The sequence below is a fragment of the Thioclava sp. ISO4 genome, assembly GCF_058105145.1.
Genome location: NZ_CM176571.1, coordinates 2,796,167 through 2,822,282 on the forward strand (window position 1 = coordinate 2,796,167; position 26,116 = coordinate 2,822,282).

Here is a 26,116-nt window from a genome sequence, read left to right on the forward strand (position 1 = left end):
TTCGCCCTCACGCGGCGCGCGTCGCGGGTTTGCGCCGCGGCACCATGGTGCTGCTGACGGCGCTCTCGATCGCCCCGAGATTGATCAGACGCCGTTCGAGCACTTCCAGCTTGCTCTGGATCCGGGACGCCAGTCGGCTTTGCATCTGCGGATCACGGGCCAGCCGTTCCAACTCGGCCCGCTCCTGCTTGAGCTGCAAGGTCCGCTCGCGCACGATCATCTCCATCATCCGCACCATCACCCGCAGCCGCGACCCGCCTGCGCTGGCGCGTTCCACCAGCGCCTCACCATAGGCCTGCAGGATCTTCTCGACCGCCGGGCGCAGTTCTTCCGCCGCCACGATCCGCAACCCGTCGAGGGTCTTCTCGATATTCACGGTCGGACCGCGCCAGAAGGCCCAGCCCCGCTCCAGCGCGAAGTTGATGCGCAGCGCGCGCCGGGTCAGCGTCAGCGTCGAGGTGAATGTGTCATGCGGCATATCCGACAGGTCGATCTCTTCGCTGGGATCGTCGAACCGGTCCGCGACCGTGGTGCGGCAGGCATGGATCGCATTGTCGAGCAGCACGTCGATCGCCGCACGCGAGCGGGCGTAGCTTTTCGTCACCTCGCGTTCGAGCGCGATCTGCAGCGCGGTCGTATCGGTCTCGAAGCTGCGCGGCGGACGGCCGTCGCGGATCCGGTTGGTGCGCAGGACATCCTCGAACCGGTCGCGCTGGCTCAGGACGAAATCCTCGATGCTCTTGTTGAGCCGCGTCTCCAGCGCCGACCAGCCGCGGTTGAGTACCGCTTCGATCTGATGCTCGGCGCTCTCGACATGGTTTTCGAGCGCGCCGCGCAGCGATTCCGTTGCCGCGATCTCGCCGCTCATTTCCTCGATCGCGGCCTCCGCCACGTCCGAGCGGATGCTCTCGATCTGCATCTGCAGCGTGTCGCGTTCGCGGCGGGCGACGAATTGCATCCCCGACAGCTCCGCGCGCAGATCGCCGCGCAGCTGGGCGAGCTGCTGACGCCCCACCCCGCCGTCGATCACGGCAGAGAGCACATGTTTGACCTCTTCGACGCCCGAGGCCAGCAGCAGCCGGTCGATCGGATCCTCGGGCACCCGGCCAAAGCGCGAATACAGGTATTGCGCCAGCTCCATCGAATCCATCTCGGCACGCGCCCAGGCGGCTTCCTCGTCGGAGCGCTGCGTCAGATCGGCGAGATAGGCGCTGCCCGCGACGATCTTGAAGTCGATATCGGGGATCGCCGCGCGCAGACGGCGCGACACATCGGCGATGACGCGGGGCACTTCGACCGCGTAATCGTCCAGCTCGTCGATCCGGTTGAGGAAGATCAGCACATCCTTGTCGTCCTGCTTGGCGAGAATGCGGATCAAGGCGAGGTCCACGTCGGTCAGCGGCTGATGCGCCGAGAGCACCATGATGAACACGTCCGAGCGGTCGAGCGAGCGACAGGTGAACTCGTCGCGCACGAGGAACGGGTCGTTCACGCCGGGCGTGTCGGTGATGATCGTGGGCACCTGAAATTCGGGCAAGCGCATGTAAATATTGGCGCTTTTCGTGAGCGCGGCATAGCGACCAAGCGCCTCGCGCTCCAACCCGTCATCCGCGCCGGGCCCTGCGCAGACATAGCGTTGCAGCAGATCGGGTGCGAGGAAGTCGTAATCGTGATGTTGACCCAGCAGCATCTGGTAATGCTTGCCGAGACGTCTTTGCGCGCGGCGGCGCATCTGCTCGGACTGCTCGCGCAGGATGTCGGTGTCGAACCCCGGCAGCAGCTCTTCGGTCAGCTTGCGGATGCGGGTGCCGCCATTGATGATCTCGTCCCAATCGGCCTCCGAGAAGAACTCGAACCGCGCGCCCGTCACCGGGTCTTCGGGCAGGTTGATGCGCATATTGGTCACGACCGAGGTCCACGGATTCACGTCCGAGGGCAGGAAGTCATGCTGGTGCAGGAAGGCGTTGAGGAAGGTCGACTTGCCCGCCTTCACCTGCCCGATCACCGCCACGCGCGCGGCCCAGTCATGCAGCCGCAAGCGCAGATCGCGGATCCGCGGACGGGCGCTGCGTTCGACGGAGGCCTCGATCCGGTCGAGAGCGCCGTTGAGAAAGTCGAGTTCCTTACGCAGTTGCGGGGCAATCTTCATGGCTTGGTCCTCTTGCTCGCGTAGGCTGGCTCGGAATCGGTCGGGGTTTCGGCATCCAGCCGATCAAGCAGATGTTCGACATGGGCGAGGACATCCGCGGCATCCGTGAACGCGCGGCCCGCCGTAAGTTCCTCCCACAGCGCGCGAGCCGAGCCCGACGCTGGTGTGCGCTCGAGGGGCGGGTATTCCGGCAGCGGCGAGTCGAGGATCAGCGGCTCGGCATCCGTCACCTCCGGCAGCTCCGCGCTTTCCGCCTTCACCAGACGCGCCGAGCGCAGACGGCGCGGCTTGACCGGCGTGCGCGGTTTCGGGAAGGCGATCACGTCGCGCTCGCCCACGAATTTCGCGACCGTCTCGTTCGCGGCCCCCGAAGGCTTGTCGATCTGCCCGACAAGCCGCTCGATCTCGCGCGCGATCTGCGCCACGTCCGAAGGCTCAGTCAGCGCGGCCAGACGGATCGTCGGGAAGACCTCCCCCGCCTCGCGCTCGACCCGGCGCATCAGTCGCGCGCGGGTGCGTTCATCAGCCAGACGGTCGCCATGCGTCACCACCAGCATCGGCTGCGCCAGCAGCGCCTCGGGCATCTCGTCCCAGACCGCCTTCTCGCTTTGCCGCCACGCCTGCGTCGCGTTGGTGCACCAGATCACCAGATCGGCGTAGCGCAGCATCCGCTGCCAGCTTTCCATCGGCATGTTCGGGTCCGACGAACCGGGCGTGTCGATGATGTCGATCCGATCGAGGATCGGCGCGTTATGGGCGATCACGCAATAGCGCGCCTTCTCCAGATTGAGCTGCGCCAGATCGGCGAGCGGGCGCGCGACATCTTCCTTGTCGATCCAAAGCTGCGCCCGGTCCCCGCCGCGCACCAGCCAGATCGGCGGCAGCGCGGTCGCGGTGACATGCGAGGGCAGCACTTTCTCGCCCAACAACCCGTTGATGAGACTGGTCTTCCCGGCCGAAAATTCGCCCGCGACCAGAACCCGCAGCTTGCGCGGTTTCGCGGCGGCCTGCGGGGCTTGCGCTTTCGACAGGTCAGGCAAGTCGGGGCGTTCACGTTTGCGCAGCGAGTTCATGCCGAGAGCCTTTCCTTATCGTGACCGGACGCGCCCGACAGGCAGCGCTCGCGCACCGCCTTGCAGAACTGACCCTGATCGAAGGCGAAGCGCTCCACGATCTCGCGGCTGCGCGCGATGGCGGGGTCGAAATACTCGGTCATCAGATCTTCGATCAGAGGCGTGGTTTCCGCGATGATCACCTCGCGATAGCGCGCCTGCGCCGCCCCCTTGCGATTGAAGCGCCAATAACGGCGCCACCACGCGCCCTGCATATCCAGCGTGATCATCCGCGCCAGTACGGTCGGCGCGCGATGTTGCGGCTGTTCGGGGAAGCGGCTGACATCGGCCTCGCGGATTACGCCGAACTCGGCGGCGAGGAAGCTGTCGATCCCGTCGCTCACCATATCGAGCGCCGATTCCCCCTTGCGCCGCAGCCGCGCGCAATTCGACGCGAAGGCCGTCTTCATCGCCATGCGCAGCGCGGTCGGGTCATGGGTCCACGCGCCGATCTCGCCATAGGTGTCGATATGCGATTGCAGCGCCTCCAGCGCCGAGGCCACGAATTGCTCCTGCGCCCGGTCGAGCCGCTCGCGCAGTTCGGCCCGCAGACCCGCCGCCTCGTTATTGAAGGCAGAGACCGCCTCTTCCTCGATCTCGGCGAGGCGGAGCATCAGTTTGGATTCGCTGAGAATGGTGGACGGATCGGCCACGCGGGCGACGCTATCGACGGTCTCGGCGCGCTCGATGATGCGCTCCAGCTCGTCCTGCACATCGCCCAGCACAGCCTGCCCCGGCCCGTCGACGATGCGGGTGACGACGGCCTGCATCAGCGCGCCGATCCCGGATGCTTCCATCGCGCGTTGGCGCAGCTCGGTCTCGCTGCTGGGCGTGGTGCCGGTCATCTTCTCGAGCGCGGCGCGGCTGGCGGGTGCCATCTCGTTCACATCGCCCATCGCGCAATTGGCCCAGTAGCCCGAGCCGAACAGGATCTCGATTTCCTCGCCCAGCCCCATCCGGCCCAGCGTCTTGCGGATCGAGTTGCGGATCGCGGCCTGCGCCCCGCGCGGATCTTCCAACTCGTCGATGCGGTTGACGAAAATCACCACTTCACGCGCGTCGATGGCGCAGATGATGCGCAGAAGCGCCAGATCCATCGTGGTCAGCGCCTGATGCGCCGAGAGCACGACGATACAGGCCCGGCTGTCGCCGATCGCGTTCAGCGTGATCTGCTCGCGCATCATGAACGTGTCGTTGACGCCCGGCGTGTCGCGCAGGCACAGGCCTCGCGGCAGATGCGGCAGATCGAGATAGAGATCGGCGGATTTCGTCAGATCGGCGTAGGTGCCCTCGATGGCCCCCTCGGCCAGATCGTCGGGATCGCCGTAGCAGATATATTGATCCAGCACCGCCTTATCGAGCGTCGGGAACGCGCGGCTGGTGCCCAGAAGGTCCTCGAACTGTTCGCCCAAGCGCGCCTCGGTCGCATCGCGCATCGCGGTGACCTGTTTGCGCACGCTTTCGGCCTCGGTCTCGAAGCCCGCGCGGTTGGCCATCTCGCCCAGACGCCCGCCGGTTGCCACAAGCCGATCCCATTCGTGGCGGTCGAAGAAGCGAAAAAGCGCGCGCGTGTCCATCGGGCGGTGGCGCGCGTTCAGATGCAGCGCCGTGATCACCGAGGTCCACGGGTTCACATCCGAGGGCAGCATCCCCGGCTTGCCGATCAACGCATTGAGAAGGGTGCTTTTTCCCGCTTTGACCTGGCCGATGACGCTGACGGTCGGCTCGAACGCGTCGATCGTCTCCAGAACGCTGTCGAGCTGATCTTCGACGAAGCCGAGATCGGCGTCCGAGACGTCCTTTACGGCCTGTTCGAGCTGATCGAGCGTCTCCCAGTAAGAATTGAGCGCCTCGAAACCACGGCGATGCCAATCAAAGATGGAATTCGCTTCATACACGAGGGAGCTCTCCTTTTCCGCAGGGGCGATGCGGTTTTTTGGGTGACACACGGTCCGGCACGCCCATGCCGACCGAGACCACCAATGTTACAGGGACGGCGCGCGCCCCCTTCTTGGCGACGCACCGGCTGGGTCGGTTCGTGCTTAAAGTTCTCTTGCCCAGTCATGTCCGAAATGCGGCAGAAATTATGGCAGACCGACCATAATTGCCGTTTTCGGTGCAGTTTGCCCTCCCGGATGCGATGCGAAAATGCGTTTGTTCTCTTTGCTTTGCTGAGGATTCTGCAATTGCATGACGCTGGGGAAGTCTCGTTTCGGCCCTATTTCCTTGGCTCTTCACGAATTTGTGAGTGTTTCCGACTGCGTTGATATCACGGGCGTCTTGGTTGGATTGTTTACAACTAACGCGTGTAAAGCGCCCTGTCATCAAAGCTTCACTTGATCCGACTCTCTTATTTCGTAACACCTCGAAATATGGATCAGATGACACCTCAGCGGCTCACCGTGCTGGGCCATGCGCAACGCCTTGCGATCTTCCGGCTCTTGATGCGCCGCTATCCCGACCGGCTGCCCGCCGGCGAGATCGGCGCGGCGCTGGCGCTGAAACCCTCGACGCTCTCGGCCTATCTCGCGGCACTCAGCGAGGTCGGGCTGATCGGTCAGACGCGGGCGGGCACCTCGCTACGCTACGGGATCGAGATGGAGACCGTGCGCAGCCTCTTCGACGCGCTGCTGATCGACTGCTGTCAGGGCCGCCCCGATATCTGCTCCCCTCTCGCGCAGCCCGATCCAAGCGGAGACCCTGCGATGACCCGATCTGCGGCGGGCCGGAAATTCAACGTGCTGTTCATCTGCACCGGCAATTCGGCGCGCTCCATCCTTGCCGAGACGATCCTGCGAGACCGCGCGGGCGACCGGTTCAACGCCTATTCCGCCGGAACCAAACCCTATTCCGAGCTGAACCCTTTCGCGGTGCAGGTGCTGCGCGACAAGGGCCATGACGTGACGCCACTGCGGGCCAAGACCATCGCGGAGTTTCAGGGAGAGGACGCGCCCCCGCTCGATTTTGTCTTCACCGTCTGCGATCTGGCGGCGAACGAGGAATGCCCGCCCTGGCCGGGCCAGCCGATCAGCGGCCATTGGGGGATGGCGGACCCGGTGAAGGCCACCGGCACCGAGGCCGAGCGCGCGCTGGCCTTCCAGCAGGCCTATGGCGCGCTTCACCGCCGGATCGAGGCCTTCACCGCCCTGCCTCTGACAACGCTCGACCGCATCGCGCTGCAATCCGCCGTCGATGACATCGGCCGCAACTGAAGGACTGACCATGACCACCTACGCCCTCAATGGCCTCGGCCGCATCGGGAAACTCGCCTTGAAGCCGCTTCTGGCACGCGGCGCGAAGATCGCATGGATCAACGACGCGGTGGGCGATGCGGCGATGCAGGCGCATCTGCTGGAATTCGACTCCGTTCATGGCCGCTGGGACGCGGAGTTCGCGAGCGACGAGAGCAGCGTCACCATCGACGGCACCCGCCTGCCCTTTATCGGCACGCGCAACATCGAAGACCTGCCGCTCGACGGGGTCGACGTGGTGATCGACTGCACCGGCGTGTTCAAATCCGAGGCAGCACTCGCCCCCTATTTCGCCGCTGGCGTGAAGAAGGTCGTTGTCTCGGCCCCGGTGAAAGACGGCCCGACCGCGAATATCGTCTATGGCGTGAACAATGACGCCTACGATCCGGCTTCGCATAGCATCGTGACGGCGGCCAGCTGCACCACGAATTGCCTCGCCCCGGTGGTAAAGGTGATCCACGAAAACCTGCGGATCAAACACGGGTCGATCACGACGATCCATGACGTGACCAACACCCAGACCATCGTGGACCGCCCCGCAAAAGACCTGCGCCGGGCGCGCTCGGCGCTTAATTCGCTGATCCCGACCACGACCGGCTCGGCCACCGCGATCACGCTGATCTATCCCGAACTGAAGGGGCGCCTGAACGGCCATGCCGTGCGCGTGCCGCTGCTGAACGCCTCGCTGACCGATTGCGTCTTCGAGGTGGAGCGCGAAACCAGTGCCGAAGAGGTCAACGCGCTGTTCAAATCTGCTTCCGAAGGCGATCTGAATGGCATCCTCGGCTACGAGACGCGCCCTCTCGTATCCTCGGATTACACCAACGACATCCGCTCCTCGATAATCGACGCGCCCTCGACGATGGTGGTGAACGGCACGCAGGTGAAGGTCTATGCGTGGTATGACAACGAGATGGGCTATGCCTACCGACTGGCCGATGTCGCGCTGATGGTGGGGGCGTCCCTGTGAGCGAGAGCCCCGCCAGCCGCCCCGAGGGCTTCTCCGCCTATATCGCGGTGACGGCGGCCTATTGGGCCTTCATGCTCACCGATGGCGCGCTCCGGATGCTGGTGCTGCTGCATTTCCACACGCTGGGCTTCTCACCGGTGCAGCTGGCTTACCTGTTCATCCTGTATGAAGTCGCGGGGATGGTGACGAACCTCTCGGCGGGCTGGATCGCGGCGCGGTTCGGACTGGTCTCGACGCTTTATGCGGGGCTGTCGCTGCAGGTCGTGGCCCTGATCGCGCTGGCGCAGCTGAACCCGTCCTGGGCGATCGGGGCCTCGGTGGCCTATGTGATGGTGGTGCAGGGCCTCAGCGGGGTCGCCAAAGACCTTGCGAAGATGTCCTCGAAATCAGCGGTGAAGCTGCTGGCGCCGACCGGCAAGGGCGGGCTCTTCAAATGGGTCGCGGTGCTGACCGGGTCGAAGAATGCGGTGAAGGGCGTGGGCTTCCTGCTGGGAGCGGCACTTCTCGCGGCGCTCGGCTTCGATTACGCCGTGGTCGCGATGGCGGTGGTGCTGGCGCTGATCCTCGCCGCGATCGTCGTGGCGATGCCACCGGGCCTGCCGCGCGGGCGCAAGGGCGCGAAATTCTCTGAAGTCTTTTCGAAATCGGCCAATGTGAACTGGCTGTCGGCGGCGCGGGTCTTCCTGTTCGGCGCGCGCGACGTCTGGTTCGTCGTCGGCATCCCGATCTATTTCTACGCGGTGCTGTCGGACGGCACACACGCGGGCGACCGCGCGGCCTTCTTCCTCGTGGGCACCTTCATGGCGCTCTGGATCATCCTTTACGGCGCGGTGCAGGCCGCCGCCCCGCGCATCCTGAAGGCCAAGTCCCGCCCCGAGGGCGCGCTGATCGGGGCCGCGCGGCACTGGGCGCTGGCGCTGCTTGCGGTGCCTGCGCTGCTCAGCGCCGCCGTGCTGATCGACCCGACGCCATCGCTGTGGCTCAGCACCGTGCTGGTGGCGGGCCTGCTGACCTTCGGCGCGATCTTCGCGGTGAATTCCTCGCTCCACTCCTATCTCATCCTCGCCTTCACGCAGGCCGAGCGGGTGACGATGGATGTGGGCTTCTACTACATGGCCAATGCGGGCGGACGGCTGATCGGCACGCTGCTGTCGGGGCTGAGCTACCAGATGGGCGGGCTGCCCGCCGTGATGATCACCGCGACTGTGATGGTGGGATTGAGCGCGCTGGCGGCGGGGCGGCTTGCGCCCGAGGCACCCCTCACGAGCCCGTGAGCAGAGATGGACATTCCGCCCCGTCCACGCTTTGTTAGCGCGCGGAGGAGAGCGGCCCCCGCGCCGCTTGCAAAATGGGAGGAAAGCCGGTGCTGTCACGCGGCAAGGATTACGCGGCCACGCGGGCTGCGTTTCGATGGGACATACCCGAACGCTACAATATCGGCGTCGACACCTGCGACAAATGGGCCGCGCGCGAGCCCGACCGCGTCGCGCTGATCGAGGTCGAAGAGGACGGCTACGGCGCGGTGCGCGAGACCACATTCGGCGCCTTGCGCGCGGCGTCCAACCGCTTCGCCAATGTGCTGGCCGGGCTGGGCGTGGGCGGCGATGGGCGCGAGACCGGCGACCGGGTGGCGATCTTGCTGCCGCAACGCCGCGAGACCGCCATCGCCCATATCGCAGCCTTCAAGGCGGGCTGCGTCTCGCTGCCGCTGTTTACCTTGTTCGGCCCCGAGGCGCTGCTCCACCGGCTGCGCGACAGCGGCGCGCGGGTGCTGGTGACCGACCCGGCGAGCTACGAGGTGATCGCCGCGATCCGCTCCGAATTGCCCGATCTGCAGACCGTCTTCGTCACCGATGACGGCGGGACCGGCGCGGAAGGCGTGGCCGATTTCAACGCGACCCTCGCCGCGGCCACGCCCGAATTCACCCCCGTCGATACCAGCGCCGAGACCCCTGGCGTGCTGATCTACACCTCGGGCACCACGGGCAATCCGAAGGGCGCGCTTCATGCCCACCGGGTGCTGCTGGGCCACCTGCCCGGCGTCGAGATGAGCCATGATTTCCTTCCGCAGGAGGGCGACCGGATCTGGACGCCCGCCGATTGGGCCTGGATTGGCGGGCTCTTGGACGTGCTGCTGCCCGCGCTGCATCACGGCGTGCCGGTCGTGGCCTGCCGTTTCCGCAAGTTCTCGGCGCAGGCCGCCGCCGATCTGATCCGGCGGCTGAGCGTGCGCAATGCCTTCCTGCCGCCAACCGCGCTGAAGATGATGAAGGCCGATCCCGAGAGCCTGTCGTGGAGCCTCGATATGCGCTCGGTCGCCTCGGGGGGCGAGCCTCTGGGCGCGCAGCTCCTCGACTGGGGGCGCAAGGCGCTTGGGGTCACGATCAACGAATTCTACGGCCAGACGGAGTGCAACATGGTGGTGTCGTCCGCCGCGAGCCTCGACGCGCCCGAACCCGGCGCGATGGGCTGGCCGGTGCCGGGCCATGAGGTCGCGATCGTCGACAGCCAGACAGGTCAGGTTCTGCCCGATGGCCAAGAAGGCGCGATTGCGGTGCGCGCGCCCGACCCGGTGATGTTTCTGGGCTATTTCAACCAACCCGACGCGACCGAGGCGAAATTCGTGACCGGCCTCGACGGGCGCTGGCTGCTGACCGGCGACCGGGGCGTCAGCGGCGACGGTGGGCGGCTGCGCTTCAAGGGGCGCGACGACGACATCATCTCGACCGGCGGCTACCGCGTCGGCCCCGCCGAGATCGAGGATTGCCTGATCTCGCATCCGGCGGTGCAGATGGCGGGCGTCGTGGGCCAGCCCGATCCGCTGCGCGGCGAGATCGTCGCGGCTTTCGTCACGCTCTGCCCCGGCCACACCGACACCGAAGCCTTGCGCGACGACCTTGCCGCCCATGTCCGCGCGCGGCTTGCGAAATACGAATATCCCCGCGCGATCTACGTGATCGACGACATGCCCGTGACCACCACCGGCAAGATCATCCGCAACGCGCTACGCGCCCGCCTACCCAAGGAGCCCGCCCTATGAGCCCCGTCCTCTTCGAGACCCGCGGCAATATCGCGATCATCACTCTCAACCGCCCCGAGCGGCGCAACGCGATCAATGCCGAGGCCGGCCACGCCCTGGCCGAGGCGGTGGCCCGTCTGGAAGCGGATGACGCGCTGCAGATCGGCATCCTGCGCGGCGAAGGCGCAGTGTTCTGCGCAGGGATGGACCTCGCCGCTTTCACCGAAGGTAAGGTCGAGGAGTTACTATTTGCTGAAGGCGGTTTCGGCGGCCTGACGGAATCCCACCGCAGCAAGCCGATCATCGCCGCCTGCCACGGCGCCGCGCTCGCAGGCGGATTCGAACTCGCCCTGGGCTGCGACATGATCGTGGCCGAAGACGGCTGCCGCTTCGGCCTGCCCGAAGTGCTGCGCGGGCTGGTGGCGGGCGCGGGCGGCGCGCTGCGGCTCGCGAGCCTCATCCCCCCGGCCCGGGCGCGCGAATTGCTGCTGACGGGGCGGCTGTTCGACACCGCCGAGGCATGGGATCTGGGCCTGATCGCCCGCCGCGCCGAGGCCGGGCAGGCGTTCGAAGCCGCGCTCGCACTGGCCGAGGAAGTCGCGAAGAACGCGCCCTTCGCCCTGCGCGAGACCCTGCGCCTGTCGCGCGAGATCGAGCGCCGCGCGGTCGACCCGCTTTGGGAGGAGAACGCGCGGACCTTGAAAGCCGTGATGGCGAGCGAGGACGCAGCCGAAGGCGCGCGGGCTTTCCTGGAGAAGCGCGCGCCTGAGTGGACCGGGAGATAAGGGACGCGCCCGAGCCTTGGGTGGGCGCGTTGATGCGCTTGTGGCTGGGCGGTTTATCTCGCAAGCCCGGACGACGCGTGGGCCCGCGACGACATCGCCAATGCGCCCTCCCGGGGGGAGGCTCGGGCGCGGCCCGGGCTGGTCGCCCGCGCCAAGGTGTGAGCAGCAAAACCTTCACAAAACGAAAAGGCCCGAGGCGCATCGCCCCGGGCCTTTTCCTAACTAGCAAGTGCCCGCAAGGGGCCCTGCCCTCAGCTCTCCGCAGCCAAGAACGCCTTGCGGCGCTCGACCCGCTCCCGGATTTTCTCGACATCGGCGATCGGCGTCGCCGCCAGCAGCGTCTTGGTATATTCGTGCTGCGGATTGGCGAAGATCTGATCGCGCGAGGCGTATTCCACCACCTCGCCCGCATTCATCACCATCACCTCATCCGCGAAATAGCGCACGACCGAGAGGTCGTGGCTCACGAAGATATAGGACAGGTCGAACTCGTCCTGCAGGTCTTTGAGCAGGTTCAGCACCTGCGCCTGCACCGACAGATCGAGCGCCGAGACCGGCTCGTCCAGCACGAGGATCTGCGGGTTCAGCATCAGCGCGCGCGCAATTGCGATCCGCTGGCGCTGACCGCCCGAGAACATGTGCGGGTAGCGGTTGTAGTGCTGGCGCTCGAGGCCGACCTTCTCCAGCATCTCCTCGGCGCGCTTGCGGCGCTCCTTGGCGGGGATGTCGGTGTTGATGATCAGCGGCTCGGTCAGAACCTCGCCCACCTTCTGGCGCGGGTTGAGCGACGAATAGGGGTTCTGGAAGACGATTTGCACCTTGGCGCGCAAGGCGGACGTCACCTTGGTTTCCTTGATGTCGATCTTCTCGTCCTGAATATACAGATCGCCCGAATTGGCCGGGTCGATCAGCGTCAGGATGCGCGCCAGCGTGGACTTGCCGCAGCCGGATTCGCCGACGATGGCCAGCGTCTTGCCCTTCTCGAGCGAGAACGAGATGCCGTGCAGCGCCCGGATCGTCTTCGCCCCGCGCAGGAACCCGCCCGAGACGATGTAGTCGCGCGTGATGTCGCGCCCTTCGAGGATCACAGTCATTGCACGCCCTCCCAGCCATCGGCGACGGTCAGCAGACGGTCCCCGGTCGCGTTCTCCGGCAGCGCGGCCAGAAGCGCGCGCGTATAGGGATGCTGCGGGTTCTCGAAGAGTGAGAGCACGTCGGCTTCCTCCAGTTTGCGGCCCTTGAACTGGACCGAGACGCGGTCGGCGGTCTCGGCCACGACGCCCATGTCATGGGTGATCATGATCAGCCCCATGCCATATTCCTCCTGCAGGCTCATCAGCAGATCGAGGATCTGCTTCTGGATCGTCACGTCGAGCGCGGTGGTCGGCTCGTCGGCGATCAGCAGGCGCGGCTTGCAGGCGATGGCCATCGCGATCATCACGCGCTGACACTGCCCACCCGAAAGCTGGTGCGGATAGCTGTTGAGCCGCCGCTCGGGTTCGGGAATGCCCACCTGCTCGAACAGCTCCAGCGCGCGTTTGCGGGCATCCTTGCCCTTCAGGCCAAGGTGACGCGTCAGCACTTCCTCGACCTGGAAACCGCAGGTGAAGGAGGGGTTGAGCGAAGAGATCGGCTCCTGGAAGATCATCGAGATTTCTTTCCCGATGATCCGGCGACGTTCGCGGCCCGACATTTTCAGCATGTCGCGCCCGTCATAGGTGATCTCGTCGGCGGTGATCGTCGCGGTGGGCGGCAAGAGCCCCATCACCGCGAGCATCGAGACCGATTTGCCCGAGCCGGATTCGCCCACGATGGCGAGCACTTCGCGGCCCGAGACTTCGACATCGATCCCGTCCACGGCGCGGAACGCGCCTTGGGCGGTGTCGAATTCGACGGTGAGATTGCGGATTTTCAGCAAGGACATTGGCTTAGCTCCGCTTCAGTTTCGGATCGAGCGCGTCGCGAAGGCCGTCGCCCATCAGGTTGATCGCCAGCACGGTCACGAGGATCGCGAGACCCGGGAAGGTCACGACCCACCAGGCGCGCAGGATGAACTCGCGCGCTTCCGACAGCATCGTGCCCCATTCCGGGGTCGGCGGCTGTGCGCCCATGCCGAGGAAGCCAAGCGCCGCCACGTCGAGGATCGCGTTCGAGAAGCTCAGCGTGCCCTGCACGATCAGCGGCGCGAGGCAGTTCGGCAGCACCGTGCGGAACATCAGGCGCATATGGCCCGCGCCCGCGACCTGAGCGGCCATGACGTAATCGCGGTTCTTCTCCGACAGCACCGCGGCGCGGGTCAGACGCGCGAAATGCGGCTGATAGACGATGGCGATGGCGATCATCGCGTTGATCAGCCCCGGGCCCAGCACCGCCACGAAGACAAGCGCGAGCAGCAGCGACGGGAAGGCGAGGATGATATCCATCACCCGCATGATCACGGTGTCGACCCAGCCGCCGAACCAACCGGCGAGCAGGCCGAGGATCACCCCCACGGAGAGCGCGAGCAGCACGACCATCACGCCGATGAACAGCGAGAAGCGCGCGCCGAACAGCAGGCGCGAGAGGATATCGCGCCCGACCGCATCGGTGCCGATCAGGAAGGTGCCGTTGGCATCATGCGTCAGCGGCGTCGCCAGAAGCGCGTCGCGGAACTGCGTGTCGGGATCGAAGGGCGCGATCAGCGGCGCCGCGATCGCGGCCAGCGCGATCAACGCGAACACCACCAGACCGATCACGGCCCCACGGTTTTCTTTGAAATAGAACCAGAACTCGGCGAATTGCGCGCGGCGCGTGCCGGCCGGGATATCGGTTTCGGTCACTTCGGACATGTCACTCACCTATGCCGGATACGCGGGTTAATCAGACCGTAGAGCAGGTCCACGATCAGGTTCACGAACATCACGATCAGCGCGATCATCAACAGCCCGCCCTGCACGGAGGGGTAGTCGCGCCGCGAGATCGAATCGACCATCCATTTGCCGATGCCCGGCCAGGAGAAGATCGTCTCGGTCAGGATCGCGCCCGCCATCAGCATGCCGACCTGCAGGCCGATCGTGGTGATAACCGGGATCATCGCATTGCGCAGCGCGTGGACGCCCACGACGCGGCGCGGCGGCATCCCCTTGGCGCGCGCGGTGCGCACGTAATCCTCGCCCAGCACTTCGAGCATCGCCGAACGGGTCTGGCGCGCGATCACCGCGAGCGGGATCGTGGCGAGCACGACCGCAGGCAGGATCAGGTGGCTCAGCGCCGAGGTCAGCGCGCCGGATTGCCCCGACATCAGCGCGTCCCAGATCATGAAGCCGGTGCCGTTGGGGAAGTAATACATCAGCGAGATGCGCCCCGAGACCGGCGTCCATTGCAGGATGCCCGAGAACAGGATGATCAGCAGCAGGCCCCACCAGAAGATCGGCATCGAATAGCCCACGAGCGCCGTACCCATCGTCGCCTGATCGAACCACGAGCCGCGCTTGATCGCGGCCAGCACGCCGATCGGAACGCCGATCACGACGGCGAGGAACATCGCGCAGATGCCCAGTTCAAGCGTGGCCGGGAAGAGCGCGAAGAACTCGCCCAGCACCGGCTTGTGGGTGACGAGGCTGTCGCCGAGATTGCCGTGCGCGAGTTGCCAGATGAAATCGAGATATTGCTGCCAGAGCGGGCGGTCGAAGCCGAGCTGATGCGCCAGCTCGGCATGGCGTTCGGGGCTCAGCCCGCGCTCGCCTGCCATCAGCAGCACCGGGTCCCCGGGCAGCACCCGAACGAAGCCGAAGGCCACGATCGTGATGCCGATCAGCGTGGGGATCAGCCAGAGGATCTTGCCGATTATGAAACGTAACATGTCACCGGTCCTGTTTGCGGTTCTTCAGGATACCTTTCGCGGCAGCCCCTGACCGCCGCGCTCCGTGGCGCTCGCGGTCATTTGGCCCCCGATTTTCGGCCCCTGAATGTATTGCGAGGCGCCCAGTTTCCCGGGCGCCTCTGTCATGCAGGTAGTCTCAGGATCACTCCGAGATGTCCACCCCGTAGAAGTCGTGACCGCCCAGCGGGTTCATCACATAACCGGTGACCTTGTTGGACATCGGCATGAACACGGTCGAGTGGGCGATGGTGTCCCACGGCGCCTGTTTCTTGAACTCAACCTGCGCCTCCTCATAGAGCTTGGTGCGCTCGGCCTGATCGCTCGATTGACGCGCCTTGGTGATCAGATCGTCGAATTTCTGATCGCACCAGAAGGCACGGTTCGAACCGCTTTCAGCCGCCGAGCAGCCCAGCAGAACCGCGAGGAAGTTGTCCGGGTCGCCGTTGTCGCCGGTCCAGCCGAGGATCACCGCACCGTCACGGTTCGGATCTTTCGACTTCTTGAGGTATTCGCCCCACTCGTAGGAGACGATGTTCGCGGTCACGCCGACCTTGGCGAGATCCGACTGCATCAGCTCCGCGGTGCGGCGTGCGTTGGGCATGTAGGGCCGCTGCACGGGCATCGCCCAGATGTTCATCGTGAGGTCTTTCACGCCAGCATCCTCAAGCATTTTCTTTGCTTTTTCCGGATCGTAGGCGTCGTCCTTGATGTCCTTGTTATAGGACCACATGGTCGGCGGGATCGGGTTCTTGGCAACCTGGCCCGCGCCCTGGAAGACCGCGTCGATGATCGCGTCCTTGTTGATCGCCATATTCAGCGCCTTGCGGACTTCGACCTTGTCGAACGGAGCCTGCGTGGTGTTGTAGGCGAGGTAAGCCACGTTCAGACCGGGCTGCTCGTCGACCTTGATGTTCGAGTCGTCCTTGAGCGCCTGAATGTCGGCCGGCGACGGGTACGGCATGATCTGGCACTCGCCCGCCTGCAGCTTCTGCATGCGCACCGCCGGATCGGGGGTGATCGCGAAGATCAGATCGTCGATCGCCGCCTTGCCCTTGAAGTAGTCCGGGTTCGCCTTGTAGCGGATCACGGCGTCCTTCTGGTAGGCGACGAATTCGAACGGGCCGGTGCCGACGGGCACGTTGTTGATGTCGGCCTTGCGATCTTCGCTGGCCAGCTTGTCGGCATATTCCTTCGACATGATCGACGCGAAGTCCATCGCGAGGTCGGCGAGGAACGGCGCGTTCGGCTCGGACAGGTGGAACTTCACCGTGTAATCGTCGACTTTCTCGATCGATTTGATGATCGTCGGCATGTCCATGCCGGCATAGTATTCATAGGAAACGCCCGGCGCGTAAGAATAATAGGGGTTGTCCTTGTTGCCCTGACGGTCGAACGAGAAAATCACGTCATCGGCGTTGAAATCACGGCTCGGGGTGAAGCCCTCGACCGAGTGGAATTTCACGCCCTTGCGCAGGTTGAACGTATAGGTCAGCCCGTCATCGGACACGTTCCAGCTTTCTGCGAGGCCCGGTTCGATTTCGGTCGTGCCCGGCTTGAATTCGACGAGCTGGTCATAGACCGGCTTCGAGGAGGCATCGAACGTCGTGCCCGAGGTATAGGGCGCGGGATCGAAGCCTTCCGGCGACGCTTCCGAACAATAAACGAGCGTCTTGGCGCCGGCCCCGCCTGCGGTCATCATCACCGCGGCAGCCCCCGCCAAAAGCATCGAGCGAATGGTCATGGTCTGTCCTTCCTGTTGGTTGGTCTTTTCGTGAGTGCTGCCGCCCCCTCCCGGCCGCGCGAGCGCGACATCGTGGGACGGTTCAAACACAAACTGGTGAGGAGTAAATCGTGCTTTGATCGAGTGGTCAATGAATGCCGCGACGTCGCGGGTCACGAGCCAGTGAGACTTTCGTGTGCCTCGGGCGTGTGTCTCGGGCGCAGCGCCGCACGGTCGCGCGCCGGGTCTCGCAGCCTCAATCGAGCGGGATCACATCCACCGCCTGCGCGCTTTGCTGACCGCCCGCGCCGCGCATCGCCCCGCGCAGAGGCGGCACGTCGTCGTAGTCGCGCCCGTAGCCGACGGTGATGTAATCCTCGCCCGCATATTGATTGTTGGTCGGATCGAACTCGACCCAGCCGGTCTCGGCCCCCGCCCAGGCGCGCACCCAGGCATGCATCGCATCCGCGCCTTCCAGACGGGGCTGGCCGGGCGGCGGATAGGTACGCAGGAAGCCAGAGACATAGCCCGCAGGGATCCCCACCCCGCGCAGGCAGGAAATCATGATATGGCTGAAATCCTGACAGACCCCGTGGCGGTTCGCGAAGGCTTCGGCGGCGGGCGTGTTCACATCGGTCGCGCCCGCATCGAAGCGCATCTCGCGATGCAGCGCGCGGCCCACGGCCTCGATCGCGCCGCGCGCGGTCTGGCCCGGCTGCAACTGTGCCTGAGCGAACGCCGTCATCTCTTTCGTCGGCGCCGCACGGCGCGAGGCCGCGAGGAAATGATGCGGCGCATTGGGCGCGAGGCTGCGGAATTGGGCGATCTCCTGCGCCAGCTCCTCACGTGGCGAGGACAGGTCCAGCCCCGGCTCCGCGAGCCCGCGGTCAATCTTGGCGGCGAGGGTCACGCCGATCTCCGCGATCGGCGCGTGCCAGACCGCCGAAGTCATCGCATTGCCGAAGAAATCGCGCGAGTCGTGACGCTCATCGGGGGGCGGATCGAAGCTGAGCGCGCGCGACGTGACCGTCTGCAGCCCCGCAATGTCCGAGGGCAGCACCCGAAGCACGGTCCGCGCGTGATCGGAGGGCGCGTTATACCGGTAGCTCAGCTTTAACTTCACCTCGTAACGCATAGGATTACCTCAGATATTTCTGCGAAACGAGATCGGAGAGACGGAACAGGTCCGACCGGATCTGCTGCAACATCTGGGGCGTGACCTCTTCGGGCTCCATCACCGAGAGCTGCGTGCGCAGAGGCATCAGCGCGCGCAGCAGATCGCCCGGACGCCCGGCCACCTCGGCCTCGGGCAACTCATCAAGAAGACCCTTCAAGCGATTGAGATGAAACAAAATTGCCCGCGGGTTGGCGGCGTCGAGCACCAGCAGGTCCAGCACCGTCTCGCGATTGGTGCGCACCCGGTAGCGGCGCTGGTGGGTGATGACGCTGTCGGCCACCTCCACCGCCAGATCGAGCGCGCCTTCCGGCGCATCCTCGGCGGTGAAGCGGATCAGCAGCGCGGCCAGCCCGTCGGCGCGTTCCAGCGCCCGCCCGATCGACAGGAAACGCCAGCCCTCGAAGCGGTACATGTTCTCGTGCACGAGACCGGAGAACCCGGTGATCTTGCGCAAGAGCACCCCCATCGCGCGCGCCGTATCGTCGCCGGGGCGCGCGGTGCTCACCATCCCGCGGGCGGTCTTCGACAGGTCCTTCAGCGCCAGCCAGCCATCGGTCGAGAACCGGTCGCGCAGTTTCGACGCGCAGGCCTGCGCCGCATCGAGCCGCTGCAACAGCGCATCGGGCACGGGTTGCGAGATGTCGAAGCCATGCGCGCCGAGGAACTGCGCCAAACGGGCCAGCCGCGCGTCTTCCGGACTGCCGGTCGCGGCGAGGCGCAGGTGATAGGCACGGATCACCCGGATCGAGTCTTCGCAGCGCTCGATATAGCGGCCGAGCCAATAGAGGTTGTCGGCGGCGCGCGCAGGCAGCGTGCCGGGGATCTTGCGCCGGAAAGTGCCGGTCTGGCGCGGCGCCATGCTCGCCGAGGGCACCGGCTTTTCCGAGACGATCCAGACATCGGCCACGGCCCCGCCCTGCTGCATCGACAGCGCGGTCGCATCGCCCTCCGGTCCGATCCGGGCATAGCCGCCTTTCATGAACTGCCAGCCCTGCGGCGTGCGCGCCGCAAACACCCGCACCGTCATCGGACAGGGCCGGACCGAGCCGCCGCCCTGCCCGTCGTCATGCCATGCGGGGGTCGTGGACAGCGTCACCGCCTCCTGACCCACCAGATGCTGGCCCTCGGCCTCCAGCCAATCCGCGATGGACGCCTCCGCACCCGAACGGAAATGTCCGCCCAGCGCGGTCGCGGCATCCAGATCGAAGGGCAGGTTCACCGCCATCGCGGGGCCGATCATCATGGTCTCGGCATTGGCGCGGACATGGGCGCGCTCTGACGCGCCGCCGCACCACCATGTCGCGATATTGGGCATCGCAAGCGGCTGCCCCGTCAGCACCCGCGAAATCTTCGGCAGGAAGGCCATCAGCGCGCGGGTCTCCAGCACGCCCGCGCCCAGCGCATTGACCATCGCGAGATTGCCTTCGCGCACCGCCTCCATCAGACCCGGCGTGCCGATCTGCGTGTCGGGGTCCATCTCCAGCGGATCGACGAAGCCCGCATCCATCCGCCGCCAGAGCGCGCCCAAGGGTTGCGGCCCCTCGATCGTGCGCACCATCGCCTCGCCATTCTGCACCAGCAGATCCTCGCCTTCGAGAAGCGACAGGCCAAGGTAGCGCGCGATATAGGTATGCTCATAGTAGCTGTCATTGGCCGGGCCCGGCGTCAGGATCGCGGCGCGGCGCATATCGCCATCGACCCGCCCCGCGAGTGTCTCCAGCGCGGCGCGGAAATCGCCGAAGAAGGTGGCGAGCTTGTGGATATGATCGCGCGGGAAGCTCTCGGGGAAGATCCGCCCCGTGGCCATCCGGTTCTCCAGCGCGAAGCCTGCCCCCGAGGGCGCCTGCGTCCGGTCCCCCAGCACGAACCACGACCCGTCCGGCGAGCGCCCGATCTCGAAGGCGAGGAAATGCAGGTAATTCCCCCCCTTGGGCTCCACCCCCACCATCGGGCGCATCCAGTGCTTGTTGCGTGCGATCAGTTCCGGCGGCAGATGCCCGTTCGCGACGAGACTTCCCGGCCCGTAGAGGTCGGCCATCACCGCCTCCAGCAGATCGGCGCGCTGTGCCAGCCCCTCGCAGATGCCGGACCACTCGCTTTCATGCAAGATCACGGGGATATGGCTCAGCGGCCATTCGCGTTCGGCCAGCACGTCGTTGGAATATTGCCGGTAATAGACGCCCGCATCGCGCAGGTATTGGTTGGCGCGCTCGAAGCGCTGCGGGATTTCCCCGGGTTCGAGCTGCAGGAACTTCTCCACGAAGGGCCGCCAGACGCGCCGCATCGCACCGGAGCGTTCGAACAGCTCGTCGGCCACGCCCGGCACGGGCGCATAGCCCGCCAGAAGCGGGTGCTGTTCGAGCGGGCTCGCAGCGTCGGGCGTATCGGGGCTTTGCATCGGGTCTCCGTTAGGCTCGGATCAACTCAGCCCGACAGGACGTCGCAGGTCAAGCGTCAGAGGAAACTCCGGATGGGGGGTCTCCGGTTCCGGACGATAAGCCCCCGGGGTATGACCATGCCCCTCGAACCGCGCCAGTCGGCGGGCTTCCGCCTCGTTGCCGTTCACCGGGAAGGTGTCGTAGTTGCGCCCCCCCGGATGGGCCACGTGATAGACACAGCCCCCGATCGCCCTGCCCGTCCAGTCGTCATAGATGTCGAACGTCAGCGGCGCATTGACCGGCAGCGTCGGATGCAGCGCCTCGGCGGGTTGCCACGCCTTGAACCGCACCCCCGCGACAGAGACCCCGCTCTCCTGCGTGCGCGCCAGCGGCACGGGACGACGGTTGCACATCACCTTGTAGCGGTCCTGATGGAGCGAGGTCATCTTCACCTGCAAACGCTCGACCGAGCTGTCGGTGTAGCGCACCGTGCCACCGATGGCGCCGGTCTCTCCCAGCACATGCCAAGGCTCCAGTGCCTGACGGATCTCGAGATGCACGCCTTCCGCCTCGATCTGACCGCAGAAGGGGAAGCGGAACTCCGATTGCGCCTCGAACCATTGCGGATCGAGATCGAAACCGTGGCGGCGCAGATCGGCGAGAAGATCGGTGAAATCCTCCCACAGGTAATGCGGCAGCATGAAGCGGTCATGCAGCACCGTCCCCCAGCGCACCGGGCGACCCTCCACGGGCGCATTCCAGCACCGCGCGATGATGGCGCGCAGCAGCAGTTGTTGCGCGAGCGACATGCGCGGGTCCGGCGGCATCTCGAAACCGCGGAACTCGACGAGGCCAAGGCGACCGGTCGGCCCGTCGGGCGAATACATCTTGTCGATGCAGATTTCCGCCCGGTGGGTATTGCCCGTCACGTCCGTGAGCATGTTGCGCAGCAGCCGGTCCACCAGCCACGGCGGCGGGACGTTGCCAGCCTCGGGCGGGTGGATCTGGCTCAGCGCGATTTCCAACTCGTAGAGCGTATCGTGCCGCGCCTCATCGATCCGGGGCGCCTGCGAGGTCGGGCCGATGAAGAGGCCAGAGAACAGGTAGCTGAGCGAGGGATGCCGCTGCCAGATCAGGATGAGCGATTTCAGCAGATCGGGGCGGCGCAGGAAGGGGCTGTCGAGGAGCGTCTCCCCGCCCACGACGACATGGTTGCCACCCCCCGTGCCGGTATGACGCCCGTCGATCATGAACTTGTCGGCGCCCAGCCGCGACTGACGGGCCTCCTCGTAGATCGCCTCGGTGGTGGCGACGCAATCCTCCCAGCTATGGGCGGGATGGATATTCACCTCGATCACACCGGGATCGGGCGCGACCCGGATCACGTTGAGGCGCGGATCATGCGGCGGCGCGTAGCCCTCGATATGGATCGGCAGGCCCATCGCCTTGGCGCTTTCCTCGGCGGCAGCGATCAGTTCGAGGTAATCCTCCAGATCCTCGGTCGGCGGCATGAAGACGCATAGCCGCCCGTCGCGGGGTTCGACCGAGATCGCGGTGCGCACGACATCGCCCACCGTATCCAGATCCTGCTCCACGATGGTCTGGCCCGGCTCGGCCGATTGCGCCTCGGAGACGGGCTGGCTGTGTTCCTCCGTGGGTTTGTCGACCAAGCCTTTCTCGGCGGCGGCCTCCATCTCGGCATGGAAATCGGGCAGATCGCTTTTCGGCAGCGAGGTATCGGTGACGTAGTGATAGGGATATTGCGCGGGCGGCACATAGGGCAGCGCGCCCAGCGGCAGACGGAACCCCGCGGGGCTGTCGCCCGGGATCAGGAACAGCTTGCCGCGCCGGGTCTTCCACTTCTCCGAGCGCCAGCGATGGCCGGGCTTCGCCTTGGCCTGCCAGCGCTGCACCGGCAGGATGTAACCCGTGGGCGTCTCCAGCCCCCGATTGAAGACCCGCGCGAAACGCGCGCGATCCTCGGGGTTCTTCAGCTTGCTGTCTTCGGGCGTGACATTGGCGGGCAGATTGCCCTCTTTCAGCATCCATTCGGCCGGGTCTTCATAGGCGGGCTGGGCGTGATCGGGCTCGATCCCCAGATGCTCCGCGATCCCGCGCATCAGCGTGCCGGCCTCTTCCGGCCCCGCGCCGGTCTTGTCGCCCTCCTTGGCGATCAGATCCTCGTCGCGCCAGATCGGCTTGCCGTCGCGCCGCCAGTAAAGCGAGAAGGTCCAGCGCGGCAGACTCTCACCCGGATACCACTTCCCCTGCCCGTAATGCAGGAAGCCCCCCGGCGCGAAGCGATCGCGCAGCCGCCGGATCAGCTCATCGGCCAGCGCACGCTTTTGCGGGCCGACGGCGGCGGTGTTCCATTCGTCGCTCTCGAAGTCGTCGATGGAGACGAAGGTCGGCTCGCCCCCCATGGTCAGGCGCACATCGCCCGCTTTAAGGCTCTCATCCACCTTGCGCCCCAGCGCATTGAGCCGGTCCCACGCCACGTCGGAAAACGGCTTGGTGATGCGCGGATGTTCGGCCACCCGGTCCACCGTCATGTCGAAGGCGAAACTCACCTCCGGGCTGCCGACCGAGGAAAAGCCCCCCGAGATCGGCGCGGCATTGCGGAAATGCGGCGTGGCCGCCAGCGGGATATGGCTCTCGCCGGTCAGCAACCCGGACGTCGGGTCCAGACCGATCCAGCCCGCGCCGGGGATGAAGACTTCGCACCATGCATGCAGGTCGGTGAAGTCGTGATCGGTGCCAGACGGCCCGTCGAGCGCCTCCAGATCGGGTTTCAGCTGGATCAGGTAGCCCGAGACGAACCGCGCCGCGAAGCCGAGATGCCGCAGCACCTGCACCAAGAGCCACGAGCTGTCCCGGCAAGAACCCGAGCGTTTCGCCAAAGTCTCCTCGGGCGTCTGCACGCCGGGGTCCATGCGGATGGTGTAATCCACGACCTTCGAGAGATGCGCATTCAGCGCGACGAGGAAATTGACCGTCCCTTTGATCGTATAGTCGATCTCGCCGATGAACTGCGCCAGCAGCGGGCCTTCCGGCTCGGGGGTGCGGTAGATCGACAGGTCGTCACGCAGCTCCTCGGGATAGTCGAAGGGCCATTCCTCGGCGAATTCCTCGGTGAAGAAGTCGAACGGGTTGTAGACGGTCATGTCCGCCGTCAGGTCCACTTCGATCTTCAGCTCGGTCACCGGCTCGGGAAAGACGAAGCGCGCGAGCCAGTTGCCATAGGGATCCTGCTGGTGATTCACGAAATGCCCACCGGGCGAGACCTTAAGCGAATGCGAGATCACCCGGGTGCGCGAATGCGGCGCGGGACGCAGGCGGATGATCTGCGGGCCGAGCGTCACCGGACGGTCATAGGTGTAATGGGTCAGGTGATAAATGCTGGCATGGATCGCCATAAGTCTCGCTCCCGCAATAGGTCTTCGCCAGATCACGATGACGGAGCAAGGGCTTCGGTAAAAGCGACAATTTCGAAAAATGCGCCCCGCCCCTGCCTGTCGGGAAATCGAACGCCCAAAAAGCGGGCAGGAAGCGGGCGGCAAATTATTTCCGATTGTTTCACTCAGGCATTGACGCGTTCGTGAACGGCAGCTACCTCTTCGCTCACGAAAACGCGAATGGAGACTTCAATGACCCGGACCCTCGCCCTCGCCCTGATGGGCACGGCCCTCGCCACGCCGACGCTTGCGGATGTGAACATCTACTCCCACCGTCAGCCCGAACTGATCCAGCCCGTGCTCGACGCTTTCACCGAAGAGACCGGGATCGCGGTGAACATCGCCTATGTCGAGAAAGGCATGGTCGAGCGCCTGAAAGCCGAGGGCGACCGCTCCCCCGCCGATCTGGTGCTGACCGTCGACATCGCGCGGCTGAGCGAAGTGGTGAATGCGGACGTGACGCAAGCGGTCGAGGACCCGGCGCTGCAAGACGCGATCCCCGCCGAATTCCGCGACCCGCAGAACCACTGGTTCGGCCTGACCTCGCGCGCCCGCATCGTCTATGCCTCGAAAGAGCGCGTGGCCGATGATGAGGTGACGACCTATGAAGACCTCGCGAGCGATAAATGGAAGGGCCGCATCTGCACCCGCTCCTTCACCTCGGATTACAATGTCGCGCTGACCTCGGCCTATCTCGCCCATCACGGCGAAGAGGCGACCAAGGAATGGCTCGAAGGGCTGAAGGCGAACCTCGCCAAGACGCCCGAAGGCAATGACCGCAGCCAGGTGAAATCGATCTGGGCGGGCGAATGCGACATCTCGCTGGGCAACACCTATTACATGGGCCAGATGCTCGCCGATCCCGAGCAGGCGCAATGGGCCAATTCCGTGCGCATCACCTTCCCGGTCTTCGAGGAAGGCGGCACCCATATGAACGTCTCGGGCATGGCGATGACCAAATCCGCGCCGAACCGCGACGATGCGCTCAAGCTGATGGAATTCCTCGTCTCGGATGAGGCGCAGGAAATCTACGCCCAGACCAACCACGAATTCCCGATCAAGCCGGGCGTTGCGCGCTCCGAACTGGTGCAAAGCTGGGGCGAGTTCACGCCCGACACGCTCGATCTCGCGACGCTGGCAGAGCTTCGCCCGACCGCGCTGAAGCTGATCGACGAGGTCGATCTCGACGGCTGATCGCGATCAGACCCGAAACAAAGAAAGCGGCGTCCAGCGGGCGCCGCTTTTTTCATTGTCCGGAATTGGAGCGCAACCGTAGCGGTTACTGGGCCGCGATCTGCAGCGCCTCGTCGGGGCCGATGCGCACACCGTCGATGGCGGCCATCTGTTCCAGATCCTGCTCGTAGCGGCGCTGCAGCGAGGCCCGGTCGAGCGGATCGAACTCGGCGATCGGCGTGCCTTGCGGCTGCTGGTGATGGAACCGCGCCAGACGGCGCTTCTGTTTCGGCCCGATCACGACGCCCGAATGGTGCAGGCGCTGCATCATCGCGATCACCGTATCGGCATGCGCAGTCTCGGCATCGGGCGCGGGATCGAGCGACGCGCCCGGCACCAGCGCGGCCATCGCCTCGCCGATCTTCGAGCCATGCGGCAGCACGATGATTTCGCGCGGGTTGAGCCCCGCTTTCAGATCGCGCACCACGTTCACCCAGCGGCGCGGACGCGCCATCAGGCGCGGCGTCAGCTCGGCGAAAGGCTTGAGCGGGCGGCGCGCGGCGAGATCACGCCAGAGCGCCGGGTAATAATCTTCATAGCTCGGCGCGTAGAGCACCACGCGCCCGACCGAACCGCTCAGCGCCTCGCGGAAGCGCTCGGCCCGTTCCTGCGCCCGGGCGAAGAGGTGATAGAGCCCCGCCGCCGCATCGCCGATCAGTTGCGAATCGAGGTGGACACGCCCGCCAGCCGCAGCCCCGATCACCGCCGGACCGTAGCCTGCGCGGGCTAAAGCGTCCTGCCCACAGCCAAGCGTGCGTGCCATCTGGCCACTCATTCCACCCGAAGCGGGCGCTGCGATGAAGATGTGATGCTGGTTCATGTCTGGGTGTCCTTCCCTGCAGTTAGTGGTCTAAATACCGAATGTGGCCAAATGTGGCCGACCGCAGGAAAGCTTCGCGGCGAACACACGCATAGGTAATGTCCATTTGGTGTGCCCGAGGGTCATGCGCACCCATATCTGGACATCGCCGCGACACCACGCCAAGGTCGCGCCGGACCCGCGAA

Annotated in this window: 18 protein-coding genes; 6 read left to right on the forward strand and 12 right to left on the reverse strand. The window is 65.5% G+C overall.

Annotated features, from left to right (window positions below):
- Window positions 1-7 precede the first annotated feature (7 nt).
- From AC2TZ7_RS13745 to AC2TZ7_RS13755, 3 genes are read right to left on the reverse strand one after another with little or no spacing between them, the layout of a single operon-like run.
- Window positions 8-2,149, reverse strand: a complete 2,142-nt coding sequence (locus AC2TZ7_RS13745) for a dynamin family protein (protein ID WP_489864657.1) — start codon at window positions 2,147-2,149, stop codon at window positions 8-10.
- Complete coding sequence (locus AC2TZ7_RS13750) at window positions 2,146-3,222, reverse strand: dynamin family protein (RefSeq protein ID WP_489864658.1); 1,077 nt, start codon at window positions 3,220-3,222, stop codon at window positions 2,146-2,148. The genes AC2TZ7_RS13745 and AC2TZ7_RS13750 overlap by 4 nt, the downstream gene beginning before the upstream one ends.
- A complete protein-coding gene (locus AC2TZ7_RS13755; protein WP_489864659.1) occupies window positions 3,219-5,159 on the reverse strand; it encodes a dynamin family protein in 1,941 nt (646 codons plus the stop codon). The genes AC2TZ7_RS13750 and AC2TZ7_RS13755 overlap by 4 nt, the downstream gene beginning before the upstream one ends.
- 474 nt (window positions 5,160-5,633) lie before the next feature.
- Here AC2TZ7_RS13755 and AC2TZ7_RS13760 point away from each other — a divergent pair, with 474 nt between their 5' ends.
- The 5 genes from AC2TZ7_RS13760 (at window position 5,634) to AC2TZ7_RS13780 (ending at window position 11,286) form a co-directional block, all read left to right on the forward strand.
- The gene (locus AC2TZ7_RS13760; RefSeq protein ID WP_489864660.1) at window positions 5,634-6,473 is read left to right on the forward strand and encodes an arsenate reductase/protein-tyrosine-phosphatase family protein; all 840 of its coding nucleotides are present in this window, start codon (window positions 5,634-5,636) and stop codon (window positions 6,471-6,473) included.
- A 10-nt stretch (window positions 6,474-6,483) separates the two neighbouring features.
- Window positions 6,484-7,482 (forward strand): ArsJ-associated glyceraldehyde-3-phosphate dehydrogenase, encoded by a 999-nt coding sequence (locus AC2TZ7_RS13765; protein ID WP_489864661.1) that lies wholly within the window; start codon window positions 6,484-6,486, stop codon window positions 7,480-7,482.
- The gene (gene arsJ, locus AC2TZ7_RS13770; RefSeq protein ID WP_489864662.1) at window positions 7,479-8,756 is read left to right on the forward strand and encodes an organoarsenical effux MFS transporter ArsJ; all 1,278 of its coding nucleotides are present in this window, start codon (window positions 7,479-7,481) and stop codon (window positions 8,754-8,756) included. Before AC2TZ7_RS13765 ends, arsJ begins: the two co-directional genes overlap by 4 nt.
- 89 nt (window positions 8,757-8,845) lie before the next feature.
- Window positions 8,846-10,522, forward strand: a complete 1,677-nt coding sequence (locus AC2TZ7_RS13775) for an AMP-binding protein (RefSeq protein WP_489864663.1) — start codon at window positions 8,846-8,848, stop codon at window positions 10,520-10,522.
- Window positions 10,519-11,286 carry a crotonase/enoyl-CoA hydratase family protein gene (locus AC2TZ7_RS13780; RefSeq protein WP_489864664.1) on the forward strand — a complete coding sequence of 256 codons (768 nt, stop codon included), beginning with the start codon at window positions 10,519-10,521 and terminating at the stop codon, window positions 11,284-11,286. The genes AC2TZ7_RS13775 and AC2TZ7_RS13780 overlap by 4 nt, the downstream gene beginning before the upstream one ends.
- 251 nt (window positions 11,287-11,537) lie before the next feature.
- Here the strand turns inward: AC2TZ7_RS13780 and AC2TZ7_RS13785 are convergent, their stop codons facing one another.
- From AC2TZ7_RS13785 to AC2TZ7_RS13820, 8 genes are all read right to left on the reverse strand, one after another.
- Window positions 11,538-12,380 (reverse strand): dipeptide ABC transporter ATP-binding protein, encoded by an 843-nt coding sequence (locus AC2TZ7_RS13785; protein WP_489864665.1) that lies wholly within the window; start codon window positions 12,378-12,380, stop codon window positions 11,538-11,540.
- Window positions 12,377-13,210 carry an ABC transporter ATP-binding protein gene (locus AC2TZ7_RS13790; protein ID WP_134332712.1) on the reverse strand — a complete coding sequence of 278 codons (834 nt, stop codon included), beginning with the start codon at window positions 13,208-13,210 and terminating at the stop codon, window positions 12,377-12,379. Before AC2TZ7_RS13790 ends, AC2TZ7_RS13785 begins: the two co-directional genes overlap by 4 nt.
- A 4-nt stretch (window positions 13,211-13,214) precedes the next feature.
- Window positions 13,215-14,114 (reverse strand): ABC transporter permease subunit, encoded by a 900-nt coding sequence (locus AC2TZ7_RS13795; RefSeq protein ID WP_098411146.1) that lies wholly within the window; start codon window positions 14,112-14,114, stop codon window positions 13,215-13,217.
- Between the two features lie 5 nt (window positions 14,115-14,119).
- Window positions 14,120-15,127 carry an ABC transporter permease subunit gene (locus AC2TZ7_RS13800; RefSeq protein WP_098411147.1) on the reverse strand — a complete coding sequence of 336 codons (1,008 nt, stop codon included), beginning with the start codon at window positions 15,125-15,127 and terminating at the stop codon, window positions 14,120-14,122.
- Between the two features lie 163 nt (window positions 15,128-15,290).
- Window positions 15,291-16,889 (reverse strand): ABC transporter substrate-binding protein, encoded by a 1,599-nt coding sequence (locus AC2TZ7_RS13805; protein WP_176536016.1) that lies wholly within the window; start codon window positions 16,887-16,889, stop codon window positions 15,291-15,293.
- Window positions 16,890-17,124: 235 nt separating this feature from the next.
- Window positions 17,125-18,003, reverse strand: a complete 879-nt coding sequence (locus AC2TZ7_RS13810) for a transglutaminase family protein (RefSeq protein ID WP_489864666.1) — start codon at window positions 18,001-18,003, stop codon at window positions 17,125-17,127.
- Window positions 18,004-18,007: 4 nt separating this feature from the next.
- The gene (locus AC2TZ7_RS13815) at window positions 18,008-20,443 is read right to left on the reverse strand and encodes a circularly permuted type 2 ATP-grasp protein (protein WP_489864667.1); all 2,436 of its coding nucleotides are present in this window, start codon (window positions 20,441-20,443) and stop codon (window positions 18,008-18,010) included.
- A gap of 21 nt (window positions 20,444-20,464) precedes the next feature.
- The gene (locus AC2TZ7_RS13820) at window positions 20,465-23,839 is read right to left on the reverse strand and encodes a transglutaminase family protein (protein ID WP_489864668.1); all 3,375 of its coding nucleotides are present in this window, start codon (window positions 23,837-23,839) and stop codon (window positions 20,465-20,467) included.
- 231 nt (window positions 23,840-24,070) lie between these two features.
- Between AC2TZ7_RS13820 and AC2TZ7_RS13825 the strand changes: the two genes are divergently transcribed.
- Entirely contained in the window at window positions 24,071-25,072 is a 1,002-nt protein-coding gene (locus tag AC2TZ7_RS13825; protein WP_489864669.1) for a Fe(3+) ABC transporter substrate-binding protein, read from the forward strand.
- An 85-nt stretch (window positions 25,073-25,157) separates the two neighbouring features.
- Here AC2TZ7_RS13825 and AC2TZ7_RS13830 read toward each other — a convergent pair whose 3' ends face one another.
- Window positions 25,158-25,931 carry a hypothetical protein gene (locus AC2TZ7_RS13830; protein WP_078540622.1) on the reverse strand — a complete coding sequence of 258 codons (774 nt, stop codon included), beginning with the start codon at window positions 25,929-25,931 and terminating at the stop codon, window positions 25,158-25,160.
- Between the last annotated feature and the right edge of the window lie 185 nt (window positions 25,932-26,116).